The organism is Faecalibacillus sp. (genome assembly GCF_047023275.1).
In the GTDB taxonomy this organism is placed as follows: domain Bacteria; phylum Bacillota_I; class Bacilli_A; order Erysipelotrichales; family Coprobacillaceae; genus Faecalibacillus.
Map to the genome: position 1 here is coordinate 1 of NZ_JBKYAR010000036.1, position 22,632 is coordinate 22,632.

General features: G+C 28.8%; 27 protein-coding genes, 1 riboswitch and 1 other annotated feature. Of the genes, 5 read left to right on the forward strand and 22 right to left on the reverse strand.

All coding sequences use genetic code 11. The features are described 5' to 3' along the window. Positions 1–31 precede the first annotated feature (31 nt). From ACLVEP_RS10990 to ACLVEP_RS11000, 3 genes are all read left to right on the forward strand, one after another. Positions 32–655, forward strand: a complete 624-nt coding sequence (locus ACLVEP_RS10990) for a DUF1295 domain-containing protein (protein ID WP_412584828.1) — start codon at positions 32–34, stop codon at positions 653–655. A gap of 3 nt (positions 656–658) precedes the next feature. Beyond that, the gene (locus ACLVEP_RS10995) at positions 659–1,165 is read left to right on the forward strand and encodes a hypothetical protein (protein WP_412584829.1); all 507 of its coding nucleotides are present in this window, start codon (positions 659–661) and stop codon (positions 1,163–1,165) included. Between the two features lie 93 nt (positions 1,166–1,258). Further along, complete coding sequence (locus ACLVEP_RS11000; protein WP_412584830.1) at positions 1,259–2,422, forward strand: FprA family A-type flavoprotein; 1,164 nt, start codon at positions 1,259–1,261, stop codon at positions 2,420–2,422. Between the two features lie 24 nt (positions 2,423–2,446). On the opposite strand, the gene ACLVEP_RS11005 is transcribed toward ACLVEP_RS11000, so the two are convergent. From ACLVEP_RS11005 to ACLVEP_RS11040, 8 genes are all read right to left on the reverse strand, one after another. Then, the gene (locus tag ACLVEP_RS11005; RefSeq protein WP_412584832.1) at positions 2,447–2,860 is read right to left on the reverse strand and encodes a peptide deformylase; all 414 of its coding nucleotides are present in this window, start codon (positions 2,858–2,860) and stop codon (positions 2,447–2,449) included. Between the two features lie 2 nt (positions 2,861–2,862). Continuing rightward, a complete protein-coding gene (locus tag ACLVEP_RS11010; RefSeq protein WP_412584834.1) occupies positions 2,863–3,384 on the reverse strand; it encodes a nitroreductase family protein in 522 nt (173 codons plus the stop codon). After that, complete coding sequence (locus ACLVEP_RS11015; protein WP_412584836.1) at positions 3,384–3,671, reverse strand: putative quinol monooxygenase; 288 nt, start codon at positions 3,669–3,671, stop codon at positions 3,384–3,386. The genes ACLVEP_RS11010 and ACLVEP_RS11015 overlap by 1 nt, the downstream gene beginning before the upstream one ends. Before the next feature lie 86 nt (positions 3,672–3,757). Continuing rightward, positions 3,758–4,624 (reverse strand): shikimate dehydrogenase, encoded by an 867-nt coding sequence (locus tag ACLVEP_RS11020; RefSeq protein WP_412584837.1) that lies wholly within the window; start codon positions 4,622–4,624, stop codon positions 3,758–3,760. A gap of 42 nt (positions 4,625–4,666) precedes the next feature. Further along, positions 4,667–4,900 (reverse strand) — a binding site (T-box leader). Between the two features lie 85 nt (positions 4,901–4,985). Next, the gene (locus ACLVEP_RS11025; protein ID WP_412584839.1) at positions 4,986–5,384 is read right to left on the reverse strand and encodes a GNAT family N-acetyltransferase; all 399 of its coding nucleotides are present in this window, start codon (positions 5,382–5,384) and stop codon (positions 4,986–4,988) included. A 9-nt stretch (positions 5,385–5,393) separates the two neighbouring features. Next, positions 5,394–6,317, reverse strand: coding sequence for an AEC family transporter (locus tag ACLVEP_RS11030; protein WP_412584841.1), 924 nt, complete (start codon positions 6,315–6,317; stop codon positions 5,394–5,396). 169 nt (positions 6,318–6,486) lie between these two features. Next, positions 6,487–7,164: a Pr6Pr family membrane protein gene (locus ACLVEP_RS11035; RefSeq protein ID WP_412584843.1), complete on the reverse strand. Its 678-nt coding sequence runs from the start codon at positions 7,162–7,164 to the stop codon at positions 6,487–6,489. Positions 7,165–7,215: 51 nt separating this feature from the next. After that, positions 7,216–8,712: a Na+/H+ antiporter NhaC family protein gene (locus tag ACLVEP_RS11040; RefSeq protein WP_412584844.1), complete on the reverse strand. Its 1,497-nt coding sequence runs from the start codon at positions 8,710–8,712 to the stop codon at positions 7,216–7,218. Between the two features lie 48 nt (positions 8,713–8,760). Beyond that, positions 8,761–8,929, reverse strand: a riboswitch (Lysine riboswitch). Between the two features lie 106 nt (positions 8,930–9,035). On the opposite strand from ACLVEP_RS11040, the gene ACLVEP_RS11045 reads away from it, so the two are divergent. Then, positions 9,036–10,052: a M42 family metallopeptidase gene (locus tag ACLVEP_RS11045; protein ID WP_412584845.1), complete on the forward strand. Its 1,017-nt coding sequence runs from the start codon at positions 9,036–9,038 to the stop codon at positions 10,050–10,052. A gap of 24 nt (positions 10,053–10,076) precedes the next feature. Here ACLVEP_RS11045 and ACLVEP_RS11050 read toward each other — a convergent pair whose 3' ends face one another. The 14 genes from ACLVEP_RS11050 to ACLVEP_RS11115 all read right to left on the reverse strand — a co-directional run bounded on the left by ACLVEP_RS11050 (position 10,077) and on the right by ACLVEP_RS11115 (position 21,656). Further along, complete coding sequence (locus ACLVEP_RS11050) at positions 10,077–10,700, reverse strand: pentapeptide repeat-containing protein (RefSeq protein ID WP_412584847.1); 624 nt, start codon at positions 10,698–10,700, stop codon at positions 10,077–10,079. Continuing rightward, the gene (locus ACLVEP_RS11055; RefSeq protein WP_412584848.1) at positions 10,697–11,200 is read right to left on the reverse strand and encodes a GNAT family N-acetyltransferase; all 504 of its coding nucleotides are present in this window, start codon (positions 11,198–11,200) and stop codon (positions 10,697–10,699) included. The genes ACLVEP_RS11050 and ACLVEP_RS11055 overlap by 4 nt, the downstream gene beginning before the upstream one ends. A 28-nt stretch (positions 11,201–11,228) precedes the next feature. Next, the gene (locus tag ACLVEP_RS11060; protein WP_175301458.1) at positions 11,229–12,044 is read right to left on the reverse strand and encodes a Cof-type HAD-IIB family hydrolase; all 816 of its coding nucleotides are present in this window, start codon (positions 12,042–12,044) and stop codon (positions 11,229–11,231) included. A 130-nt stretch (positions 12,045–12,174) separates the two neighbouring features. Next, the gene (locus ACLVEP_RS11065; protein WP_412584849.1) at positions 12,175–12,666 is read right to left on the reverse strand and encodes an HD domain-containing protein; all 492 of its coding nucleotides are present in this window, start codon (positions 12,664–12,666) and stop codon (positions 12,175–12,177) included. After that, positions 12,659–13,057, reverse strand: a complete 399-nt coding sequence (locus ACLVEP_RS11070; RefSeq protein ID WP_412584850.1) for a C-GCAxxG-C-C family protein — start codon at positions 13,055–13,057, stop codon at positions 12,659–12,661. The genes ACLVEP_RS11065 and ACLVEP_RS11070 overlap by 8 nt, the downstream gene beginning before the upstream one ends. 44 nt (positions 13,058–13,101) lie before the next feature. After that, positions 13,102–13,710, reverse strand: a complete 609-nt coding sequence (locus tag ACLVEP_RS11075; RefSeq protein ID WP_412584852.1) for a helix-turn-helix domain-containing protein — start codon at positions 13,708–13,710, stop codon at positions 13,102–13,104. Between the two features lie 78 nt (positions 13,711–13,788). Then, a complete protein-coding gene (locus tag ACLVEP_RS11080; protein ID WP_412584854.1) occupies positions 13,789–15,147 on the reverse strand; it encodes an MATE family efflux transporter in 1,359 nt (452 codons plus the stop codon). Positions 15,148–15,331: 184 nt separating this feature from the next. Next, complete coding sequence (locus ACLVEP_RS11085) at positions 15,332–15,580, reverse strand: helix-turn-helix transcriptional regulator (protein ID WP_412584855.1); 249 nt, start codon at positions 15,578–15,580, stop codon at positions 15,332–15,334. Positions 15,581–15,679: 99 nt separating this feature from the next. Further along, positions 15,680–16,882, reverse strand: coding sequence for a class I SAM-dependent rRNA methyltransferase (locus tag ACLVEP_RS11090; RefSeq protein WP_412584857.1), 1,203 nt, complete (start codon positions 16,880–16,882; stop codon positions 15,680–15,682). Positions 16,883–16,896: 14 nt separating this feature from the next. Further along, entirely contained in the window at positions 16,897–17,514 is a 618-nt protein-coding gene (locus ACLVEP_RS11095; protein WP_412584858.1) for a LiaF transmembrane domain-containing protein, read from the reverse strand. 118 nt (positions 17,515–17,632) lie between these two features. Further along, positions 17,633–18,916 (reverse strand): group II intron reverse transcriptase/maturase, encoded by a 1,284-nt coding sequence (gene ltrA / locus ACLVEP_RS11100; protein ID WP_412582427.1) that lies wholly within the window; start codon positions 18,914–18,916, stop codon positions 17,633–17,635. Between the two features lie 515 nt (positions 18,917–19,431). Further along, positions 19,432–19,704: a DUF2624 family protein gene (locus ACLVEP_RS11105; protein ID WP_412584859.1), complete on the reverse strand. Its 273-nt coding sequence runs from the start codon at positions 19,702–19,704 to the stop codon at positions 19,432–19,434. A gap of 63 nt (positions 19,705–19,767) precedes the next feature. Beyond that, positions 19,768–20,175 carry a hypothetical protein gene (locus ACLVEP_RS11110; protein WP_412584860.1) on the reverse strand — a complete coding sequence of 136 codons (408 nt, stop codon included), beginning with the start codon at positions 20,173–20,175 and terminating at the stop codon, positions 19,768–19,770. Continuing rightward, a complete protein-coding gene (locus tag ACLVEP_RS11115; RefSeq protein ID WP_412584862.1) occupies positions 20,175–21,656 on the reverse strand; it encodes a DNA methylase in 1,482 nt (493 codons plus the stop codon). The genes ACLVEP_RS11110 and ACLVEP_RS11115 overlap by 1 nt, the downstream gene beginning before the upstream one ends. 179 nt (positions 21,657–21,835) lie before the next feature. On the opposite strand from ACLVEP_RS11115, the gene ACLVEP_RS11120 reads away from it, so the two are divergent. After that, on the forward strand, positions 21,836–22,513 hold the full coding sequence (locus ACLVEP_RS11120) for a YjjG family noncanonical pyrimidine nucleotidase (protein ID WP_412584863.1): 678 nt from the start codon (positions 21,836–21,838) through the stop codon (positions 22,511–22,513). Positions 22,514–22,632 lie beyond the last annotated feature (119 nt).

Genomic DNA, 22,632 nt, shown 5'->3' on the forward strand with positions numbered 1-22,632 from the left:
TAATGGTTAATATAATTTGCGGTTGTGTGGTGTGTTAAATCTGCGGTTTAACAGTCGACTTGGATTTTATTTAATGATTCGTGAAATGAAAAGTACTTCTTATCAATCAACTATGAAAAATGAAGTAAAAGATGGTTCTCATATGAACTTTATATTAAAAGTTATTATCTGGATATCTTGTGCACTTCTTTATTGTTGTGAAGTTTCACCTGTCTTTTTCCGTTTAGAAAATGGTACTCATACAAATATTATTTCTATTATTGGTGCTATTATTATGGCTCTTGGAATCTTATTAGAATCTGTTGCAGATTTGACTAAAAATAACTTTAAAAAGAAACATCCTAAACAATTTTGTAATATTGGACTTTTTAAAATTGTTCGTTGCCCAAATTACCTTGGTGAAGTATTGACATGGACTGGTGTTTTCCTTTCTGGTATAACTGCCTTACAAGGTGGAATTCAATGGATAGTAGCTCTTAGTGGATGGATATGCATTGTCTATATTATGTTTGGTGGGGCTAGAAGACTTGAACTTCGTCAAAATAAAAATTATGGAAATGATCCCGAGTATCAAAAGTATGTAAAATCTACTCCTATTTTACTTCCTTTTATTCCTCTTTACAGTGTAGCTAAATATAAATGGTTGGTAGGATAGATTATGAATAAACAAAGAATAAAAAAACAAAGTGATTTAAATTTTAGTTTATCACTTGCTCTCTTTGATACATTGCCTGTCATTTTCTTTTGTCTTGGAATGCTTTTGATTGCCTCACGATTCCATAATGTATTTTTTCTTATAGGTATTATTTTATGCACTTTAGCTGGCTGTGGGAAAGTACTTTGGAAAATTCTTATTGCATCATCAGGATATAATATTTATCTTTTAAATCGTCAATTACGCATACTTATGCCACTAGGATTCTTTTTTGTAATTGTTGGTTTGATTACAGGAAGAAATACCATCCATTTTACAAAGCTTATTCAACAAATGATTGCCTTTCCATCTTGTATTTTCTTTGGAATTACAATCATTGGCATGATTTGTATGAGTATCTTTGCTTTTAAACTTGATAGTACAAAAGTAAAATCAAATTGGATTGAACAAATTACAAACGCTATTGCTCAAGGATGTTTTCTTTTAGGAGTTCTTAGTTTATTATTTTAGAAATAGATATCTTGAATCTAGAATTTGTTAAAAAATTCTAGATTCTTTTTTTTATACGATTAATGTTATAATAAAGAAAAAAGGAGGAATTTTATGAATGATGTTATCATAAGCGATGCTGTTAGATATATTGGGGTAGATGATACAACATTAGATCTTTTTGAAAGTCAATATATTGTTCCTAATGGCGTAAGCTACAATTCATATCTTATTTTAGATGACAAAATAGCTGTTATGGATACAGTGGATGCTAGAAAGACAAAAGAATGGTTTGAAAATTTAGAAAAAGAATTAAATGGTAAGGTTCCTGATTATTTAATTGTTTCTCATTTAGAACCAGATCACTCCGCAAATATTCAATTATTTGTTGAAAAGTATCCAAATGCCAAACTTGTTTTAAGTGCCAAAGCAAAAGCTATGCTTCCTCAATTCTTTGATATTGAAGGTTTAGATGAAAAATGTGTGGTTGTTAAAGAAGGAGAAGAATTAGATTTAGGAAATCATCATTTAAAATTTATCATGGCACCAATGGTACATTGGCCAGAAGTGATGGTTGAATACGAAACAACTGAAAAAATATTATTCTCTGCAGATGGATTTGGTAAATTTGGTGCTTTATCACATGATGAAGATTGGGCATGTGAAGCTCGACGTTATTATTTTAATATTGTAGGAAAATATGGTGTCCCTGTACAAACTTTATTAAAAAAAGCCAGTACTTTAGATATTAAAATGATTTGTCCTTTACATGGTCCTATTTTAAAAGATAATTTAGGATATTATATTGATAAATATCAAATTTGGAGTAGTTATCAAAGTGAAGATGACGGTGTTTTAGTCGCAAGTGCTTCTATCCATGGTAATACCAAAGAAGTAGCTTTAAAAGTAGTTGATTTATTAAAAGAAAAAGGAGTTAAAGTCGCTTTTAGTGATCTTACAAGAGATGATATGGCTGAAGCAGTTGAAGATGCTTTTAGATATTCTAAAATGATTTTAGCTGGAGCTACTTATGATGGTGGTGTCTTTAGCCCAATGGAAGATTTCTTACATCGTTTACAACATAAAGGATATCAAAATAAAACTGTTGGACTAATTGAAAATGGTTCTTGGGCACCTCTTGCAAATAAAGTGATGAAAGAAATGCTTACCCCTATGAAAAATGTTACTATTTGTGAAAATACTGTTACAATTAAATCTACTTACAAAGATGAAAACCTAGAAGCAATCAAGAAACTTATTGAAGAAATATGTCACTAAAAAAATCAGCATATGCTGATTTTTTTATATGATCTTTCCTTCAAAATGATCGAGTTCATGTTGTATGATTTGTGCTGTATAGCCTTTGAAAGTTTTAATTTTCTTTTTAAAATCTTGATCTAAATAACTTACCTTGATACTTTCATATCTTTGTGTCTTTCTTACACCTTGTAATGAAAGGCATCCTTCTTCTGCTTGATAAGTTTTTCCACTCGTTTTTAAAATCGTTGGATTAATTAAAATAAGATATTTATTTTCATCTAAAACAACCATCATATTTTTTAAATACCCAATCATATTTGCTGCCATGCCAACACATTGATCTTTATAGGCTTGAATTGTTTCTAACAATTCACTAGCAATATATAGATCTTCTTTTGTACATGGTTTTGATTTTTGTTTTAAAAAGAACTCATCCTTAATAATTTCTTTAACCATTTTTACCATTTATTATAATGAACAACAGATTCATCATAATTATCTTCCTTTTCTTTAATTTCATCTTGAGGATAACCAAAAGCAATAATTGAATGTGGAATTTGATCATTTGGTAAATCAAATAATTTGCTTTGAGCAAAAACACGATCCATTTGTGGCCATGTACCAAGCCAAACACTTCCAATACCTAAAGACCAAGCAGCTAGAATCATATTTTGTCCAGCGATAGAGCCATCTACTACAAAATAATCTTTAGAAAATTTAAAAGCTTTTGAATAATCTCCACAAATTAAAACTGCAAAAGCACATTCAAGTAATGGTTTAGCGGGTGTACCATTCGCTTCATACATTTTATGAAGTACTTCTTGATCATCAACAACAATAAATGACCAATCTTTTGAGTTAACACATGTAGGCCCTGACATTCCTGCTTTTAAAATCGTTTTGATATCTTTTTCATCTACTTTTTGATTTTTAAATTGTCGAACACTTCTTCTTGTAAAAATTGTTTCTAAAGTATTCATTATTGTACCTCCTTATATTTAATAGCTCTTGAAGGTTTTGAAGCAAAACTTTTAATTTGAGGAACAATAGTTGTAAAGTGTTTTGTTTGATTATGTTCATCAATTGCTTCTTGATTTTGCCATTCTTCAATGAAAGTAAAATGACTAGCATCATTGATATCTTGATAAAGATAATAAGAAATATTTCCTTTTTCTTCTCTACTTAAAATAATAAGTTCTTTTGTAAGTTTTAAAAATTCTTCTTGATATTCTTCTTTAATATAATTTTCTGCAACAATTTTAATCATAGTATCCCTCCATTAGTTGATATATCAACAGTATAATAAAATAATCTATTTGTCAAATAAAAAAATGCTATGCATTGCATAACATCTTAAAAATCTAAAGCTTCTTTTACAACATCAATTGGCATATCTTTATCTGTCCATAATTTAAATGAAGCAGCTCCTTGATAAAGCATCATTCCTAAACCATTAATTGTTTTACATCCTAATTTTTCAGCTTCTTCTAATAATTTCGTTTTTTCTGGCATATAAATAACATCTGAAACAATTAAATCTTTTCTTAAATATGAAGTATCTGGTAAAACCATTTGTCCTTCTAATTTCCCCATTCCAACATTTGTTGCATTTGTGAAAATTACAGATTCATTAATTTCTTTTCTTAAAGTTTCATGATCATTTAAATCAAATAACTGTGCTTTACATTGTGTTTGTGAATTGATTTTTTCAACATTTTCTAAAGCACGTTGCCATGATGCATCTTTAATATTAAAAATACTGATTTCTTTAACACCATCTAATGCAGCTTGCATCACGATTGCTGTAGCTGCTCCACCAGCACCAACAATTGTCATTTTTTTACCAATGATATCAATTCCTTGATCTTTTAAAGCTGACATATATCCTGTACCATCAGTAATTGTCCCTGTTAAAACACCATTATCATTAATAACGGTATTAATAGCTCCACACATTTTAGCAATTGGTGTAATGTGATCTAAATATTGTCCAATTGTTGTTTTATAAGGCATAGAAACATTCCATCCTCTAACATTTAAAGCTTTGAAACCTTTAACCGCATCTTCTAATTGATCTGGTTGAATATCAAAAGCTAAATATGCATAATCTAAACCTAAAGCACGGCATGCTGCATTGTGCATCACTGGTGATTTAGAATGTCTAATTGGTGTAGCTACTAAACCTAATAATTCTGTATGTCCTGTAATTCTTTTTTCCATTTTTATTTCCCCCAATATATTAATAAAAAAGTCTCTTCATCCCATAAGGACGAAAGAGACCATCGCGTTACCACCTTACTTCGCTATTATTTCACAATAATAACCTTACTAAGTACCTACATACTTATACACGTTAACGGGTGTTACCGGAGATATCTACTTATTTCAATACTCTACTCCAAGATGAATTCAACTACTCAATATAACTTTTTTTCACCAACCAAAAGCTCTCTACCTATATCTTAATAATCTACTATTTCTTTTCACTGTATTTAAGTGTATTAAACCACTTCATCATTTATTTGTCAAAGTTTTTTTATCAATATGCAATCTATTTATTGTTTTTAAATACAAACATCTATTATTTTTTCATCCATGTATGAGGACAGTATTCATCATAATCAATATCCCCATAAGCAACAAAACCTAATTTTTCATAAAAAGGTTTTGCTTGTAATTGTGCATGTAAACAAACATTTCCTTGAATCAAAGAACAAGCAGTATTGACAATATATTGTCCTACTTTTTTACCTCGATATTCTTTAATGACTGCAATTCTTCCAAGCACATTTGACTTTAAAGATTCATCATAATAAAAACGACATGTTCCTATAGGTTGATTATTTTCAAAAACAACAAGATGTTGACAAAGATCATCTAAATCATCAAATTCATCTTTAAATCCTTGTTCTTCCATAAAAACTTTAATTCTGATTTCTTTTGCTTCTTGAGGCAATTGATCATAAATTTTATAATTCATATTTTTCTCCTATAATAACATTGTTGCGACAACAATTGGAATTGTAATCACTGATAATAAAGTTGAAACAACAATATTTCTTGTAACGATTTTTACATTTGCATTATATTGTGTTGCCAGCATTAAAACCATTGATCCTACTGGCATCGCATTTGTAATAATTGTAATATTAGCGTAATAAGCATCAATATGCAATAAACGACACATAATCATTGTTACAAAAGGAACAATCATTAAACGAACAAAAGCAAAGACATAACTACGCCAATCTGTAAAACTATCTTTAATAGGATAAACTGCTAATGATGAACCAATCATCATCATTGAAAGTGGTGCTGTAAGTGAACCAACACTATTAATCGTATCCATAAGTACACTAGGAAGTTGAATATCGAATAAATAAATAAATATTCCTACAAAAATCAAAATAATTCCTGGTGTTAATAATTGTTTAAAATTTAATTTAAATTCACTATCGTCTCCTTTTGTTAGACACATAATAGCGTATGTATACACAAAAAAGTTAAAAGCCATATGAATAAGTGATGCATAGAAAACAGCTTCTTGTCCAAAAACATCTAATAAAACAGGATATCCCATAAATCCTGTATTCGCAAAAACGACCATACATTCATAAACAGGCCAATCTTTTTTAGGAAATGGAAAGATTCGATTAATGATTTTCCCTAAAATAATAAAACCGATATACATTAAAATACCTGCACCTATCATTAAAAAGACAATACTTTTATTATTTCCTTCAACCCCTGCAATAGAACTAATAATCAACATTGGTGAAGCAACATTGACAATTAAAGATGATATTTTTTTATTTGTATATTCATCAAAAATATGACATTTAAATAAAACAAACCCTAAAACAAGTAATAAAAACAATTTTAACATTGTTTGAAAGACAACCATGATATCCATAAATTTCCCCCTCTATAAATCTTTACTATCTTATCACAATTCAATTTTTTCTTTAGTTTTTTTCAAAAAACTAAAATAATATCATTTTTGCCTGTGTATCATAACAAAAAAATTGTAATAAAAGGGTTAATCCCAAATTATTACAATCTTTTAATTATTCTAACAAAGATTAATATAAATCTTTCTTTGTTCTCTTTAATTTTAAAAATAAAGTACCTAAACCAATAAAAATAATTAATAAAACAACAATCATATAGAAAGTTCCAATACCTAATGTTTTTGAACCTAATAAAGATAAATCAAATCCAAACCATCCTGTTGGTGCACCATAATTTAAAAAATTATAAGGAGCCAACATATCCTTGTACCATCTTATATGAAAAACTTGTCCTAAAACAATCACATAGCCTACATAAACAAGTGGTGGTACTACTGAATAGTAGACATGTTTTTCATCTGGTCTATAGCGTTCACTAAATAATAGAAAATCAATAATAGCAAGAACTGGTGTAATGAAATGTACACATAAACTTCCTGCTCCATTATTTAAATAGGCACCAATAAATCCTTGACTATTCGTTGGTGCAAGTAACAACATATAAACAAAGAATGTTAATGTAATGGAGATTGTTGCCATAAATTTAATAAGGTACATCCCTTGTGGTATATATTTTGCTTTTTTTAAATCATAAATAATGAAAATCACTAACATAATATCTATAAAGATATTGGATAAATTCGTAAAATACGTAAAAAACATCCAATGATCTAATGATTGTAACATTCCATAAAGAGATGCGACTACTGCAATGATTTTCATTATTAAAGAGATCTTACTCTTTTTCATTTTTATCACCCGCAACACTATATCACAATATATTTTGAAGTTCAAATGTTTTTATGAACTCTTTTTTTGATAAAGACGAATCACAAAAATAATGATGCTTAATGAAGCAAAAGCAACGAATAATGTTAATAATATATTTTGTGTAAATCCTGCAACAAGATATCCTATAAAACAAGCACTTGCGACAACTAAGGCATATGGAATTTGAGTAGTTACATGGTAAAGATGATTACATTGTGCTCCTGTAGAAGCCATAATTGTCGTATCTGAAATAGGTGAAATATGATCACCACAAACAGCACCCGCAAGAATAGAAGCAATGGAAATCACTAACATTGTTGACCCTTCTGGAAATAACGAAGTAGCCATCGGAATCAAAATACCAAATGTTCCCCAAGATGTCCCTGTTGAAAAAGAAAGACCTGCCCCAACAATAAATAAACATGCTGGTAAAATAGCTGTTGAAATAGAAGCAGATTGTAACGTATTATAAACAAATGCCCCTGCTTGTAACTGATTAGAAACTAAATCTCCTAAAGACCATGCAAGAACCAAAATCAAAATAGACGGAACCATTGCTTTAAAACCTTCAGGAATACATTCTACAAATTCATTATAAGAAATAATTTTTCTTGGAATATATAAAATAAAGACAAAGATCAACGTAACAAATGTCCCATAAACAAGCCCTCGCGAAGCATCACATTGACTAAAAGCAGTAATTAAATCTTTTCCATCAAAGAATCCTCCAGTATAAATCATACCAATAATACAACTCATAATTAAAACAATAACAGGTAAAATCAAATCTAGAACTTTCCCATTTTGATTATAAGAAATTTCTTCATTTGTCTGATAAGAATCATCCCCAAAATGAACATCGCCATTTTGGGCAGCTAATTCATGTTTTTTCATCTTTCCAAGATGAAATTCACTCCCAATAACATAACAAACCATGACAATTGTTAAAAGAGCATAAAGATTAAAAGGAATCGTATTTAAAAATAATTGAAAACCATCCCCTGATGTATAACCACTTACAGCTGCTGCCCATGATGAAATAGGTGCAATAATACAAACAGGTGCTGCTGTACTATCAATAATATACGCTAACATAGCTCTAGAAACCTTAAATTCATCTGTAATTTCACGCATCACACTTCCAACTGTTAAACAGTTAAAGTAATCATCAACAAAGATAACAACGCCTAAAATAAAAGTAGAAAACAAAGATTGTTTAGAAGATTTCATCTTCTTTTTAGCCCATTTTCCATAAGCTTGACTTCCCCCACTTTTAGTCATTAAAGTCACAATAATTCCTAACATTACTAAAAATATTAAAATTCCAATATTAGAAGGTTTACTTAAACAATTAACAACTGTATCAAACAATAAATTTAAACTTTCAACAAGATGAAAATTTGTCAGTAATAAAGTCCCTGAAACAATTCCAATGAATAATGAAATATAAACTTCTTTTGTTTTTAAAGCAAAAATAATTGCGATTACAGGCGGTAATAAAGCCCATATTGTCTTTACATAATTCATTCTTTTCCTCCATAAAAAAAGTACCTTGAGAATATCAAAGTACTTTACATACAAGATAGCTCTCCACTAAAAAGTGACAAGAAATTATATATTTTATAATTTCCCAGATAAATAACATTTGGTGCTGTTATTTCCTTCGGCACGTTTCCCTTTCATTGTTGACTGTCACCAAACATTATCAACAATTACTCTTGATTCATGCACCTCTACCAATTCTTCTATTTTGTCTTTTCAAGAATAACAAAGTCCAACATACTTGTCAATTAAATTGTATGAAATCAAGTACAATTTATTATGGTATAATATCTTCAGGAGGTAATAAAATGAATGATTATATCATAAACTTTTTAAAAGAAATCATGGCAATTGATAGTCCTTCTGGATATACCAAAGAAGTCATTCACCATTGTCAAAAAGAAGCTGAGAATTTAGGATTTCATACGCATCAAACAAATAAAGGAAATCTAGAAATTTATGTTGAAGGTCAAGATGATTATACAGTAGGATTTTGTGGACATGTGGATACTTTAGGATTAATGGTTAGAAGTATTAAAAGTGATGGCACATTAGCTTTTACAAATGTTGGTGGGCCAATTATTCCTACATTAGATGGTGAATATTGTCGTATTCATACAAGAAGTGGTAAATGTTATACAGGAACAATTCTTTCTAATTATCCTGCTGTTCATGTTTATAAAAATGCTAAAAGTGCACCAAGAGATTGTGAAAATATGCATGTAAGAATTGATGAAGTAGTTAAAAATAAAGAAGATGTACAAGCTTTAGGTATTCAAAATGGTGATTATATTGCTTATGATCCTAAAACTGAAATTACAGCATCTGGTTTTATTAAATCACGTTTTTTAGATGATAAAATGTCTGTCGCTATTTTATTTGGAATGCTTAAACATTTAGCTAATAATCATATTAAACCCAAACATAATCTCATTATTATTATTTCTACTTATGAAGAAGTAGGACACGGAAGTAGTTATATTCATCCTGATATTGATGAATTGATTGCTGTAGATATGGGATGTATTGGTGAAGATTTAGCTTGTAGTGAATATGATGTCAGTATTTGTGCTAAAGATGGTAGTGGACCTTATGATTATGATTTAACTTCTAAACTCATTGAACTTGCAAGTACGCATCAGTTACAATACGCTATTGATATTTATCCTTATTACAGCAGTGATGTTTCAGCCGCTTTACGTGGTGGTCAAAATATTAAAGGTGCTTTAATTGGCCCAGGTGTAGCAGCTAGTCATGGTATGGAAAGAACACATCTCCAAGCTGTAGAAAATACTTTAAAATTATTACTTGCTTATATAGCATAAAAATGTTGTCAAATGACAACATTTTTATTTTACTTTAACACCAAGGATTCCTATTAAATCTACAGCTTGAAAATCATTAATAATCAATCCTTTTAAACTTGCTAGATCGAACATTGCCCCTTGTATTTGACATGTAGATAAATCTAATCCTTTATGATGTAATGAAGCAAGTTCACTTTGTATTAAATTTGTTTCATTAAATTGTATTTTTTTAAAGTTTGCATCATAAAATGATGCTTCTTGTAAATCACAATGATCAAACATAACATTTAATAATTGACTTGATGATAAATTACTATAACGTCCCTGACAATGATCAAATAAAACATCTTTTAAATTTGTTTCAATAAAAGAAGTTCCTGTTAATTTACAGTTTTTAAATTGTACACGATTTAAATATTGATGATCAAAATTTTGATTTGATAGATCACATTTATCAAAAGTAACATCTATTAAATCAAGATGCTTTAATGAAATTTTAGTAAAATCAATATTTTCAAAAAGACAACCATCAAAAGTTAGATCTTGAATGATTGTTCTTTGTTGAATATTTTGATCAATGTGAACATCTTGAAATTTCATTTCTTTTAAACATTCTTCAAAATTTGTTTTTTCTATATAGGATAGTTTAGGTGCAACTAACTTCATTTTTTCTCCTTCTTTAAGGAATCCCAAAAATTCCAGAATTCTTTTTTTTGAACAATTCCATTTCTACTTAAAATAACATAATCTTCTCCTTGCCAAGTATAAAAGACATCTGTTTCTTTAAAATCATTTTTTAAATAAAATTGTTTTCTTTTTATTCTTTGTTCTTTATTAGAAGTATCTTTAATTTTTTCAATATCTACAATAATCTTTTTAGAATCATATTGTTTTGCTAGATCATTAAGAATATAGCTTCCTATACCTTGATCACGATATTCTTTTTTTACAGCAAGATATAAAATATGTGCCATTTGACTTTGAATACATAAAATAGCAAAACCTACAAGTTGATTTTCTTGATAATAACCATAAATAGCTCCTAAATGTAATTCATCAAATAATCGAGTTAAATCCATTTGTTCATTTTTTGGAAATGCTTGTTGATAAAGGGTATACACTTCTTCTATTTTTGTGCTATGAAAAGCAATTTGTTTTTTTATCATTTTAAAAAACTCTTAATTTCTTAAGAGTTTAAATAAGTCCTTTTTCTTCTAATTGTTTTAAACAATAAGCAATTCCATTATCATTATTAGATAAAGTAATGTAGTTTGCTCTTTCTTTTACTTCATCTACAGCATTTTCCATAGCAACACCATATCCACAATATTCAATTAATGATAAATCATTATAACCATCACCAAAAGCAATTGTTTCTTCTTGTTTAATTCCTAATTTCTTACATAAAACATCTAAAGAAGCAGCTTTATCAATTCCATTTGCCATACATTCAATAAAATAAGGATCACTTCTATAAATAGACATCTTTCCTTCATATGGAGCTTTGAATTCATCTAAAATTTGAGCTACATACGCAGGTTCTCCAGTAATCAATACTTTATTGACATCAAAGTTTACTTCTTTTTTGAAATCTTGAACATGTTTAATATTCATTTTCGTTGTGAAACTTTCTAATTGAATCCAATGATCTCCAATATCTTCTGTAATGATTTCAGTAGCGTTATATGTAAGTGGTGATAAACCAAATGCTTTGGCACGATCATACATTTCATGAGCAACTTCACTTGATAATGTTTGTTCATAAACAACTTCATTTGTTTTATAATCTAAAACTCTTGCTCCATTGAAAGATAATAAATATCCTCCTACTTGATCTAAAGTTAATTCTTTAGCTTCTTTAAAGATACCAGCTGTTGGTCTTCCAGAAGCTAAAACAATAATAACACCTTTTTGTGCTAATTTAATAAGTTCTTGTTTTGTTTCTTCTAAAATATTTTTATTTTTATCTGTTAATGTTCCATCTAAATCTAATGCTATTAATTTATACATTTTTCTACCTACCTTTGCGACTATTATAACAAAGCCTTTATAAAAAACAAAATTATTTCTTAAAAAGAAAAAACAATGTTTTCACATTGCTTTTTCACGCCCCTGCCAAGGACTTTCATTATAACATATTTTATAATTCAAAAATATGATTTAATAGTTCTATTCCTGTTTTTGTTTTAAAAACATTCTTTTTCATTTTTTCGATAGCTTCTTTAGTTAAATTCGATTCATCACCATTTACTAAAAAATCAGCTTCTAATAAAATTTGATAATCTAAACCATCTACATCTTTATACGTATGATGATGTCCTACTAAATAAACCACACGTTCAATAAAAGCTTCATCTAAAGGATAATTTTTTAAGAAATCTTTTACTAAAGCTGGTCCTTCTTGTTCTTGTAAATAACCTGCAGAATTTCCATATTTTTCACGACACATTGGACAAGCTATATCATGAACAATAGCAGCTACTTCTAGTATTTCTTGTTCTCTTTTTTCTAGATGTTCTAATTTTCCAATAATACGTGCATATTGATGCACTTTTAAAAAATGAGCAACATCATGTTTGATTTTATTTCCTTGAGTATATAAAATCATGTCTTGTTCAATTTCTTCAATCATTTTCTTTCTCCATTTGATCAATAAGTTCGATTACTTCTTGAATCATCCCATCACAATGAGGTTTCTTTTGTCCACCATTCTTTGCATTTTCTTTAAGTAAATCTGCACAATTAATAAGTCCATGATGATTATTAGAAATTGTTTTGATAAATTGGTTCACTTTTGCTGGTGAATCAATTCCTTTTGCTCCTAAAATCATTAAACCACTGGTAATAGCACCACAAACACTCCCACATTTCATGCCACCACCAAAGTTACATGCCAAATGATTAGCAAGTTCTTTATCGATTCCTAAATCATCGGCATAAACTTCCATAATTGTTTGTGCACAATTATGGACCATGGGTGTAGCATTTCTTAATTCTTTTGCTTTTTCTATATGTTTATTCATCTTTCAAATTCCTTTTCTTTTTATATCTTTATTATAACGAATTTTTATTTTGAATAAATCTTTTTTTGCCAACTTCTTTTTTGACAATGTGGACATTTCATATATCTTGTTCTTCCATAATGCATTGCAAAATAAACTTGTTGATAGCTTGGAATATATTTATGATGACATTTTTGACATTCATAATAGCCTTCTTCTGTTTCTATTTTTAAAGCAATTGATACACCAATAATCAAAAAGATAAAGCTTAAGATAAACAAGATGACTTTTAATACACTGTTTTCAACAAAATAAACAGACATAAAAATTAAAATCAAAAAGATACTCGTTGAACCAATACCAATAACATTTTCATAAAAGAACATTTTCTTTGTTTGTTTTACTTCTTGACCTGCCATCATTAATAAATTATCTTCTGCTTTTTGTTGGTAATTTCTTTCTTCAATAAATTCTCCCGTTAACAGCTCATTGACTGAAATACCCAATATTTGACAGAGTTCTAACATATAAATAGGATCTGGTAAACCCTTTCCTCTTTCCCATTTAGAAATTGTACGATCACTAATTCCTAAATAACTTGCAAGCTTAGCTTGTGTAAGCTTTTTATCTTTTCTTCTTTGAGCAATAAAACTTCCTATTTTTTCTTGATTCATAACTTTCACCTCACTTGCATTTTATGTATATTCACACAAAATGTAAACAAACGCACCGTAGAGTTAAGAAAAGCAGCCTTAATTGGCTGCTTGATGATGATAAACTTTTGGGCGTACATGAATGAAATAAACAAGTGCTAATGCTAATACAGTAACAAACCAACTAATTGGATAAATAATTAATAAATGATCATATGAAGCAATTGATGGATAAATTGTATATAAGTAAGCAAGTCTTACTCCACAAATTCCTGCAACACAAATTCCTGCTGGAACACTTGAATAACCAACACCTCTCATTACACTTGAGAAAACTTCAATTGACATATTAAGGAATTGGAATGGTAAAATAATTTTCATTCTTGTATAAGCTAAACTAGCTACTGAAACATCTGATGTAAAGAAACTAATAAAGAAATGATCAAAGATTACAAAGACCATACAAGCAACCATTGTTGTTGCTCCACCTAATAAGAAAGATTGAAGTGTAATCTTTTTACAACGGTCGTATTTTTTAGCACTATAATTTTGTCCAATAAATGTAACCGCAGCTTGAGCAAATGAACTTAATATATAATAAGCAAAATATTCATAGTTTAAAGCTGCTGAACTTGCTGCAATAGCATCTGATCCTAAAGCATTTAATGATGATTGAATGCAAACATTTGAAATAGAGAAAACCATACCTTGTAAACCAGCTGGAACCCCAATTTTCGCAATTCTTTTTAAAATTCTTCCATTAATTTTTAATTCTTTTAAATCAATTCTTAAAGCATCTGTTTCATGCATTAACCAATAAAGTAACATCATAGAACTAAAGATATTAGAAACAACAGTTCCAATAGCTACTCCTTCTACAGACATGTGTAAAACAACAACAAAGAATAAATTTAAAATAACGTTAATGACTCCACCAATAAATAATGCAATAAGTGGTCTTTGAGTATCTCCTTTACTTCTTAAAACAGCTGCAGCAAAGTTATAGAGCATAACAAAAGGAACCCCAATAAAATAAATTTTTAAATATACTTCTGCAAGATTAATAATATCATCTGGTGTTGACATCAACTCTAAAATAGGTCTTGCAAAAAAGACACCTACAAACAATAAAACAATACCAATAATCACCGACATTAAAATTGAAGTATGTGCTGCAAGTGATGTTCTCTTTTCATCGTTTTGTCCTATAAATGATGCAATAACAACATTCGCACCTATTGATAATCCTACAAATGAGTTAACAAGTAAATTAATGATTGGACCATTTGCTCCAACGGCAGCTAATGCCCCACTTCCTGCAAAACTTCCGACAACAGCAACGTCTGCTGCATTAAATAATTGTTGTAAAATACTACTTGCTGCTAATGGTAAAGCAAAAAGTATGAGCTTGTTCCAAATAGAACCATTTAACATATCAAATGTTTTCTTTTTCTTCATATTATCCCTCCTATTTACTATTCTATTTCTTTTAATTCAAGATGTACAATAATAATTGTGCAATCTACTATAACTTAAATGTATAGTGATATTTTATCTTCTTTATTTTTATTATTCCAATACTTTTATTGTAGATATTATTATGCTTATAAAGCATATTTTGACAAAGAAAAAAGAAATGAAATCATTTCTTTGTCATACGATATTGCTTTTCTAAAGTAAGCCAACGTGATGCCTCTACATGAAAGAATGCTTCTAATTTTTTAGCAATTTCTTCATTAAGTTCACATTCTCCTAAAATAAGTTCTGTCACTTCATCTAGATTCATATCCATCTTTTGTGCAAAATCGTTATAAGAGATATTTAAAGTTGTAAGTATATCTCGAATATAATATCCCGGTGCATAAGCAACCGCATTTGTACTTTTATCCATCTTTTTCACCCAATATGTATTATATTCTTTCTGTTATTTTGTTGCAATAAATTATTTCCTTGGAAATAATTTAGAAAAGAGTCAGAAAAAATCTAACTCTTAAATAATTTGGAAAATATAGAATTTTAAATAAGATGTTTCTTCCATTGTCCATAAAATAGGATGATCTGCATTTTGTTGAGTAACAGAAACTTGTTTTAAAACAACGCCTGCTTCACTTGCAGCTTCTCTTAACATTTTTTCAAAATTAGCTGTTTCCATAAAACGTGAACAACTACATGTAATAAGATATCCTCCATTTTTTAAAACTTTCATTGCTTGTTTATTGATTCTTTTATAACCATTATAAGCTTTTTGAACAGTTCTTCTTGATTTCGTAAATGCTGGTGGATCTAAAACAATTATATCAAATTCATTTTCTTTTAATTCATCTAAATAATCAAAGACATCTGCTTGTACAAAATCAATTTTGTCTTCTAAATGATTAAGTTTAGCATTTTGATAACCTTGATCTAATGCTGTTTTAGAAACATCAACAGAAACAACATGACTAGCATTTCCCATAGCAGCATTTAAGGCAAAACCTCCTGTATGACTAAAACAGTCAACAACACGTTTTCCATGAGCAATTTTTCTAAGTAAATAACGATTTGATTTTTGATCTAAAAAATATCCTGTTTTTTGTCCATTTTCAACATCTACATGTAATAATAAACCATTTTCATTAATAATTGTTTGTGTAGGTAAATCTTTATTTTTATAATATCCTTTATATTGTTCTAAACCTTCTTTAGTTCTAATTTGGATATCATTTCTTTCATAAATACCTTTAACATCTTGTCCATCTGCTTTTAAGACATCTAAAACAATTTCATAAATCATATCTTTAATTTGTTCTAAACCATAAGAACTGATTTGACTTACTAAAATATCATTATAACGATCAATCACAAGTCCAGGTAATAAATCAGCTTCTCCAAAAATCAAACGACAATTAGATAAATTATCTCCTTCAACAGTTTTTCTAAAATCATAAGCTTGTTGAATTCTCTTTTTAAAGAATTCACGATCAATTATTTCTTTTCTATCTTTAGATAAAATACGTACTGTAATATGACTTTTTAAAGAAATAAAACCTGTTCCTAAATATCTTCCTTTATTTGTAACAATATCAACAAGTTCACCATTTTTAATTTGAGGATCACATTGTTCTAAATTATTTTTATACATCCACATTTGGCCTTTATCAAGCCAAGTAACACCTTCATCTGAAATAATAATTTCCGGATAATTTCTTTCCATTCTATTAACTCCTTTTATCTAATATTTATACCACCAAAAATACAACGTGCATTAAGATAAATAACTTTTGTATTTTCTATTTTATTTTCTCTTTTATGAAGATCAACACCACCTAAAAAATTAGATGACTGTATTTGAATATTTACATCATCTGGCAAATATAAATCAACCCCACCAAATAAAGTTGAAATCGTAATGTTTGTTTCCTCATTTAAATAAGCTTTTGATAAATCTAATATCAATCCATTAAAAGTAACATCATAATTTCCACCTGTATATAACTGATTATCATAAATATTTTGATGAGGTTTCTTTTTATTAAAAGTATCTTTAAAAATCATTTTCAATCCTATTAATACAAAGATAACAGGAACCACTAATTTCCATGCAAATTGAAAATCTATTAATCCTTGACAATAAAGCAATAAATAGATACCTACAATAAGACCTATGATGTTTCCTGTTTTATCTCGACTTGTAAACAAGCCAAAAAAACAAGGAATAATCATAAACAGTGTCCACCATCCATCAAAGAATAAATCTATATTTGTAATATGAAAAGCATTTAGTTCTATGATAACTCCAATAATGATGAAAATAAGACCTATAACTGTATTTTCAATTTTTTTCATAAATTTCTCCTCACTAATTTTCATCATTATAGCATAAATTGACATAATCAAATAGGGAAAACTTTTAATCAAATTTTCCCTTTCACACCACCGTACGTACGGTTCCGTATACGGCGGTTTAATTAAATTTCAATTTATGTCTTATTAAATAATAATCAGAACAGCTGACCAATCCATTGTTGATTAACCTCTGTTTTGATATCGCTCTTACCACACATGTTTTGGTCGTTACAAATTGATAATGATCTCCCATGTATGATGTTTGTCTTGCCAAATTATGATTGACTCCTAATTTTCTTAACCAGTGATATCTTCCGCTTGGTACTTTCCATTGCTTCCATAGTATCACTCTTAGTCTTGTTCGTAGATGTGCATCTATTTTCATCATAGTTCTCTGCATATCGCCAATGGCATAGTAATTTATCCATCCTCTAATCACTGGATTCAATTGTCCAACTCTTGTTTTAAAGCTCATATTCTTTCTTCTACAAGTTAGCTGTTTTAGTTTTCTTTCAAAACTTTTAACTGAATCTTTGTGTGGTATACTTCTCCATGCTTTGGTTTGTTGATTGTAATAGAATCCAAATCCCAGATATTTTAAATTATCCGGTTTTGTAATATGTGTCTTTGTCATATTGACCTTTAATCCTAACTTCTTTTCAATCCAGTTTGTGATTGTTCGCATTACTCTCTTTGCACTTGCTTCACTTTTGACCGCTATGACACAATCATCCGCATATCTTACAAAGTGCAGTCCTCTTGCTTCTAGTTCCTTGTCCAGTTCATTGAGCAGTATGTTTGAAAGCAACGGCGAAATATTCCCACCTTGCGGTGTTCCTTTGTTTGTTGCTTCATATCGTCCCTTTGACATCACTCCTGCTTGCAGATATTTTCTTATTAAGGATTCTACATCTCCATCATTGATAATATTATGTACATAACTCATAAGTTTATCATGTGGTACATTGTCAAAGAACTTTTCTAGGTCAATATCGACTATCCAAATATAATCTTCATTTAAATAATCTAAAAGTTTGAGTATTGCCTTTTCACAACTTCGATTTGGTCTGAATCCATAACTGTAACCACTAAAGTAAGGTTCACATATTGGTTCTAATTTTTGTATCATCGCCTGTTGGATAATCCTGTCCATAATGGTTGGTATACCAAGTTTTCTAATACCACCATTGAGTTTCGGTATTTCAACCCTTTTGACTGGTTGAGGTCGATAATTTCTTGTTTCAATTTGTTTCTTGATGTTCTTCCAGTTTTGATTGACATAATCTTTGATTTCTTCAACTGTTACACCATCTACTCCACTTGCCCCTTTATTAGAAATTACTTTCCTGTAAGCAATGAGCATGTTTTCCCTGGATAGAATTTCATTCAGTAATTTAGACATAACTTGTGTGCTCTTCTCCTTTCCGCTTTCTAATACTAAGTTCTAGGTTTATATACATTTTGACTCAAATACGCTTCATCTACTTTGTACTGTCAAACACGTATTAGAAACATACATTCATTTTGCACTATTTAATTATTCAGGCCTTCAGTATTCTGTTCATACCTACTATGCCGTCTGCTGACTTCTCACTATTCGTTGTTACTACTCTATCGCTAGTGAGACCTCACGGGATAAGTCATACATCTTTCCTCGTTTACCCACTGGATTTACACATTAAGATTACGGTTGCCTTTTGGACTTCATTGCTTTGTGCCAATTTATCCTCTTAATACGCCTTATTATCCAGTTCATGTTCTTTGGGCCACGATTTCGCTATTGCTTCCTCTCTCCCACACCTCGCGATGTGAAACTTGCAAGTCGCTATATGATTCGTTGGCAACTACGCTCATGAAGGACTTTCACCTTAGATGTAAAACATGCCCGTCATACACAAAAATAGCACTTTCGTGCTATTAATGAAGTAATTCGATTTCATGAATGAAATCATGTTTTAGAATATTTTTGAATTCATCTGATATTTCTTTAGAAGTTTCTTTCTTTAATTCAATAAGAAATATAATTTGATATTCTTCGATTAGGATTGATGAAGGATTATTCTTCATCAAATGTAAAGCAATCGATAAATTATCATCATTGATTTTACAATTATGTGATTTACAAATTGCCTCTAACTCCTTTCTTGTCATGGTTTGTAACTTATGATTTAATGCGTTCATATCCTTCATGTTCACCCCTTCTTTCTTACAAATATTATATCTCTAATAAATAACAGATTCAACGAATATGACCTATTGTTCGATTTCATAAATGTCTTCTATTTTAATAATTTGACCATTTTGAAGAGTAATTGTTTTATAAATTAAATCTATCTTTTTTATTCTTTGAATGATCATCAAATAATCTCCACCTGATTTTTTTTGATCTTTTTTAAAATAGGTAATTTTTACTTTTTCTTTTGTTTCTATAAAATAAAGTAACTTTTGATTTAAAATACTGAGTTTATTTTCATCAAGTTCTCTTTTATCTTCTGTTAGCCTTTGTGTTTCTTGAATAAGTTGTTTATGTCCTGTAAGAGCAGCAAAAGGAGCAAACTGTGCTGCACGATCTTTTTGAGACATATGTTTATACTTTTTAGATTTTTTATAAGGAAGATTTATGATATCACTATAATCATGAATATTTTTTATTGTAGCCATTATGCCTTATGTCCCCCTATAATTTCATTTCTTTCTCTTGTTGTCGCCCCTTCTTCTAAGTTCATTCCTTTAAGAATTGCATTTTTACCATATTTTTGTTTGATTTTAAGTGTTGCTTTTTGTAAATTCTTTTCTTTTTCTAAAGCTTTTTTTTCATCTTTTTGATTGATATTTTGTTGATTTGTAAATAAATTCAATTGTTGATGATAAATCATATCTTTTACTTTATCTTCATATAAAACATTTGATGCTGAAATATTGATTCTTTTAACCATTAAATTCCTATTTACTATTTCATCAAATTTTTTTATTACTTCTTTAGTTATCAATTTAGATGATGAAGTATAACGCTCTAAATTGATTGTTCCATGAGCATGTTTAGGAATCTTTCGATTATAACGATCAATCATCATTTCTCCATGATAATCATTATCCTTATCATACCCAATCGTTAAAACAATTTGATTGGTTACTAATTCTTTTTCTACTAAATCAAGTGCCAATAAATCTAACATTTCTTTAACAATCAATTTTGTTTTTTCAAAATTATAGGGACAACTTAAAACCTGACCTGTTCCAATACTATTTCTTTCAGGTTTATAGTTTTTAATATCTTTCATTGTACATGATTCATAACCCCATGCATGATCAATAAGTAACTCAGCATTAACACCAAATAAATCATAAAGAAGTTTTTCGTTATAATATTCATTATCTGCACCTTGTGAACATTTTGCGATATCTCCCATTGTATAAAGTCCTTCTTTTTCTAATTTTTTAGCATACCCTTTCCCTACTCGCCAAAAATCAGTAATTGGTCGATGATTCCATAAATACTTTCGATATCTTTCTTCATTAAGTAAGGCAATACGTTGTCCATTGTCATCTTTATTGATATGTTTAGCAACTATATCCATTGCGACTTTACATAAATATAAGTTCGTACCGATTCCTGCTGTCGCTATAAGACCAGTTGTTTCATAGATATCACTTAAAATTTGTGAAGCTAATTCTTTAGGTGTTTTTTGATAAGTATGAATATAATGTGTTATATCCATAAAAACTTCATCAATTGAATAAACATGAATATCTTCAGGGGAAATGTATTTAAGATAAATTTCATATATTTCTTGACTCCACTTCATATAATGGGACATTCTTGGAGTCGCTATTTTATAAGCTATTTTTAAATGTTTATTTTTTTTTAGTTCACTTTCTAAAAAAGATTCTCCATTAAAATAATGACTTTCTTTTAATCTTTTATTATTTTCTCTATTAATGGTTTGGATTACTTCAAATAATCTTGCTCTACCTGAAATTCCATATTTCTTTAAAGAAGGAGAAACTGCTAAACAAATTGTTTTTTCTGTTCTGCTTGCATCAGCAACAACAAGATTTGTGTTAAGAGGATCATAACCTTTTTCAATACATTCAACAGATGCATAAAATGATTTAAGATCTATTGCTAAAAAAATGCCCATTTTGTATCTCCTTTCTTTCATAAAAATATAGTAAAATATCTTATCTAAATATATAACAAAAATTCCAAAAAAGTAATAAGTTATTTTATAAATAATATTTAACTGATTATTTATGGTGTATACACTTTTTTATTTATTTTTTTAAACTTTTCTATATAATAAAGACCTAGGAGGAATTTATGAAAGAATATAAAATACTTTTATTTGATATAGATGGTACACTACTTGATTTTAAAAAAGCTGAAGATTATGCTATGCATAAAACATTCTGTGATCATCATTTAGAATTAACGTCAGAAATATTTGAAATTTATGAAGAAATAAATTCAAAATTATGGAAAGATTTTGAATTAGGATTAATTGATAAAAAAACAGTTGTTTATACACGTTTTGTTAAATTATTTAATAAGCTTGGAATTAATGAAGATGGTGTTGCATTTGAAGATGAATATCAATGGAATTTAGGACATGGTGCATATTTGATTGAACATGCCATTGAGATATTAGAATATCTTTCAAAAAAATATGATCTTTACGTTGTAACAAATGGAGTCGCAAGTACACAATATAATCGTTTAAAGTTATTAGATTTAAATAAATATTTTAAAGATATTTTTATATCTGAAGAAATTGGATATCAAAAACCTAAAATTGAGTTTTTTGATTATTGCTTTAAACACATTGATCACTTTGATAAAGATAAAACACTTATTATCGGTGATTCTCTTACAAGTGATATGCAAGGCGGTATAAATGCACAAATTGATACATGTTGGTATAATCCTCAACATGATAAAGCATCTATTAAAATTGATTATATTATCCATGATCTAAATGAATTAAAAAATATGTTATAAAGTTCTCAATCAAGAGAACTTTTTTATTGAATAAAAAACGCAAAAAAAAGAACTGGCAACGAGCAATTTTCGCACAACGTACTATCTTCGCCGCGATGATGCTTAACTTCTGTGTTCGG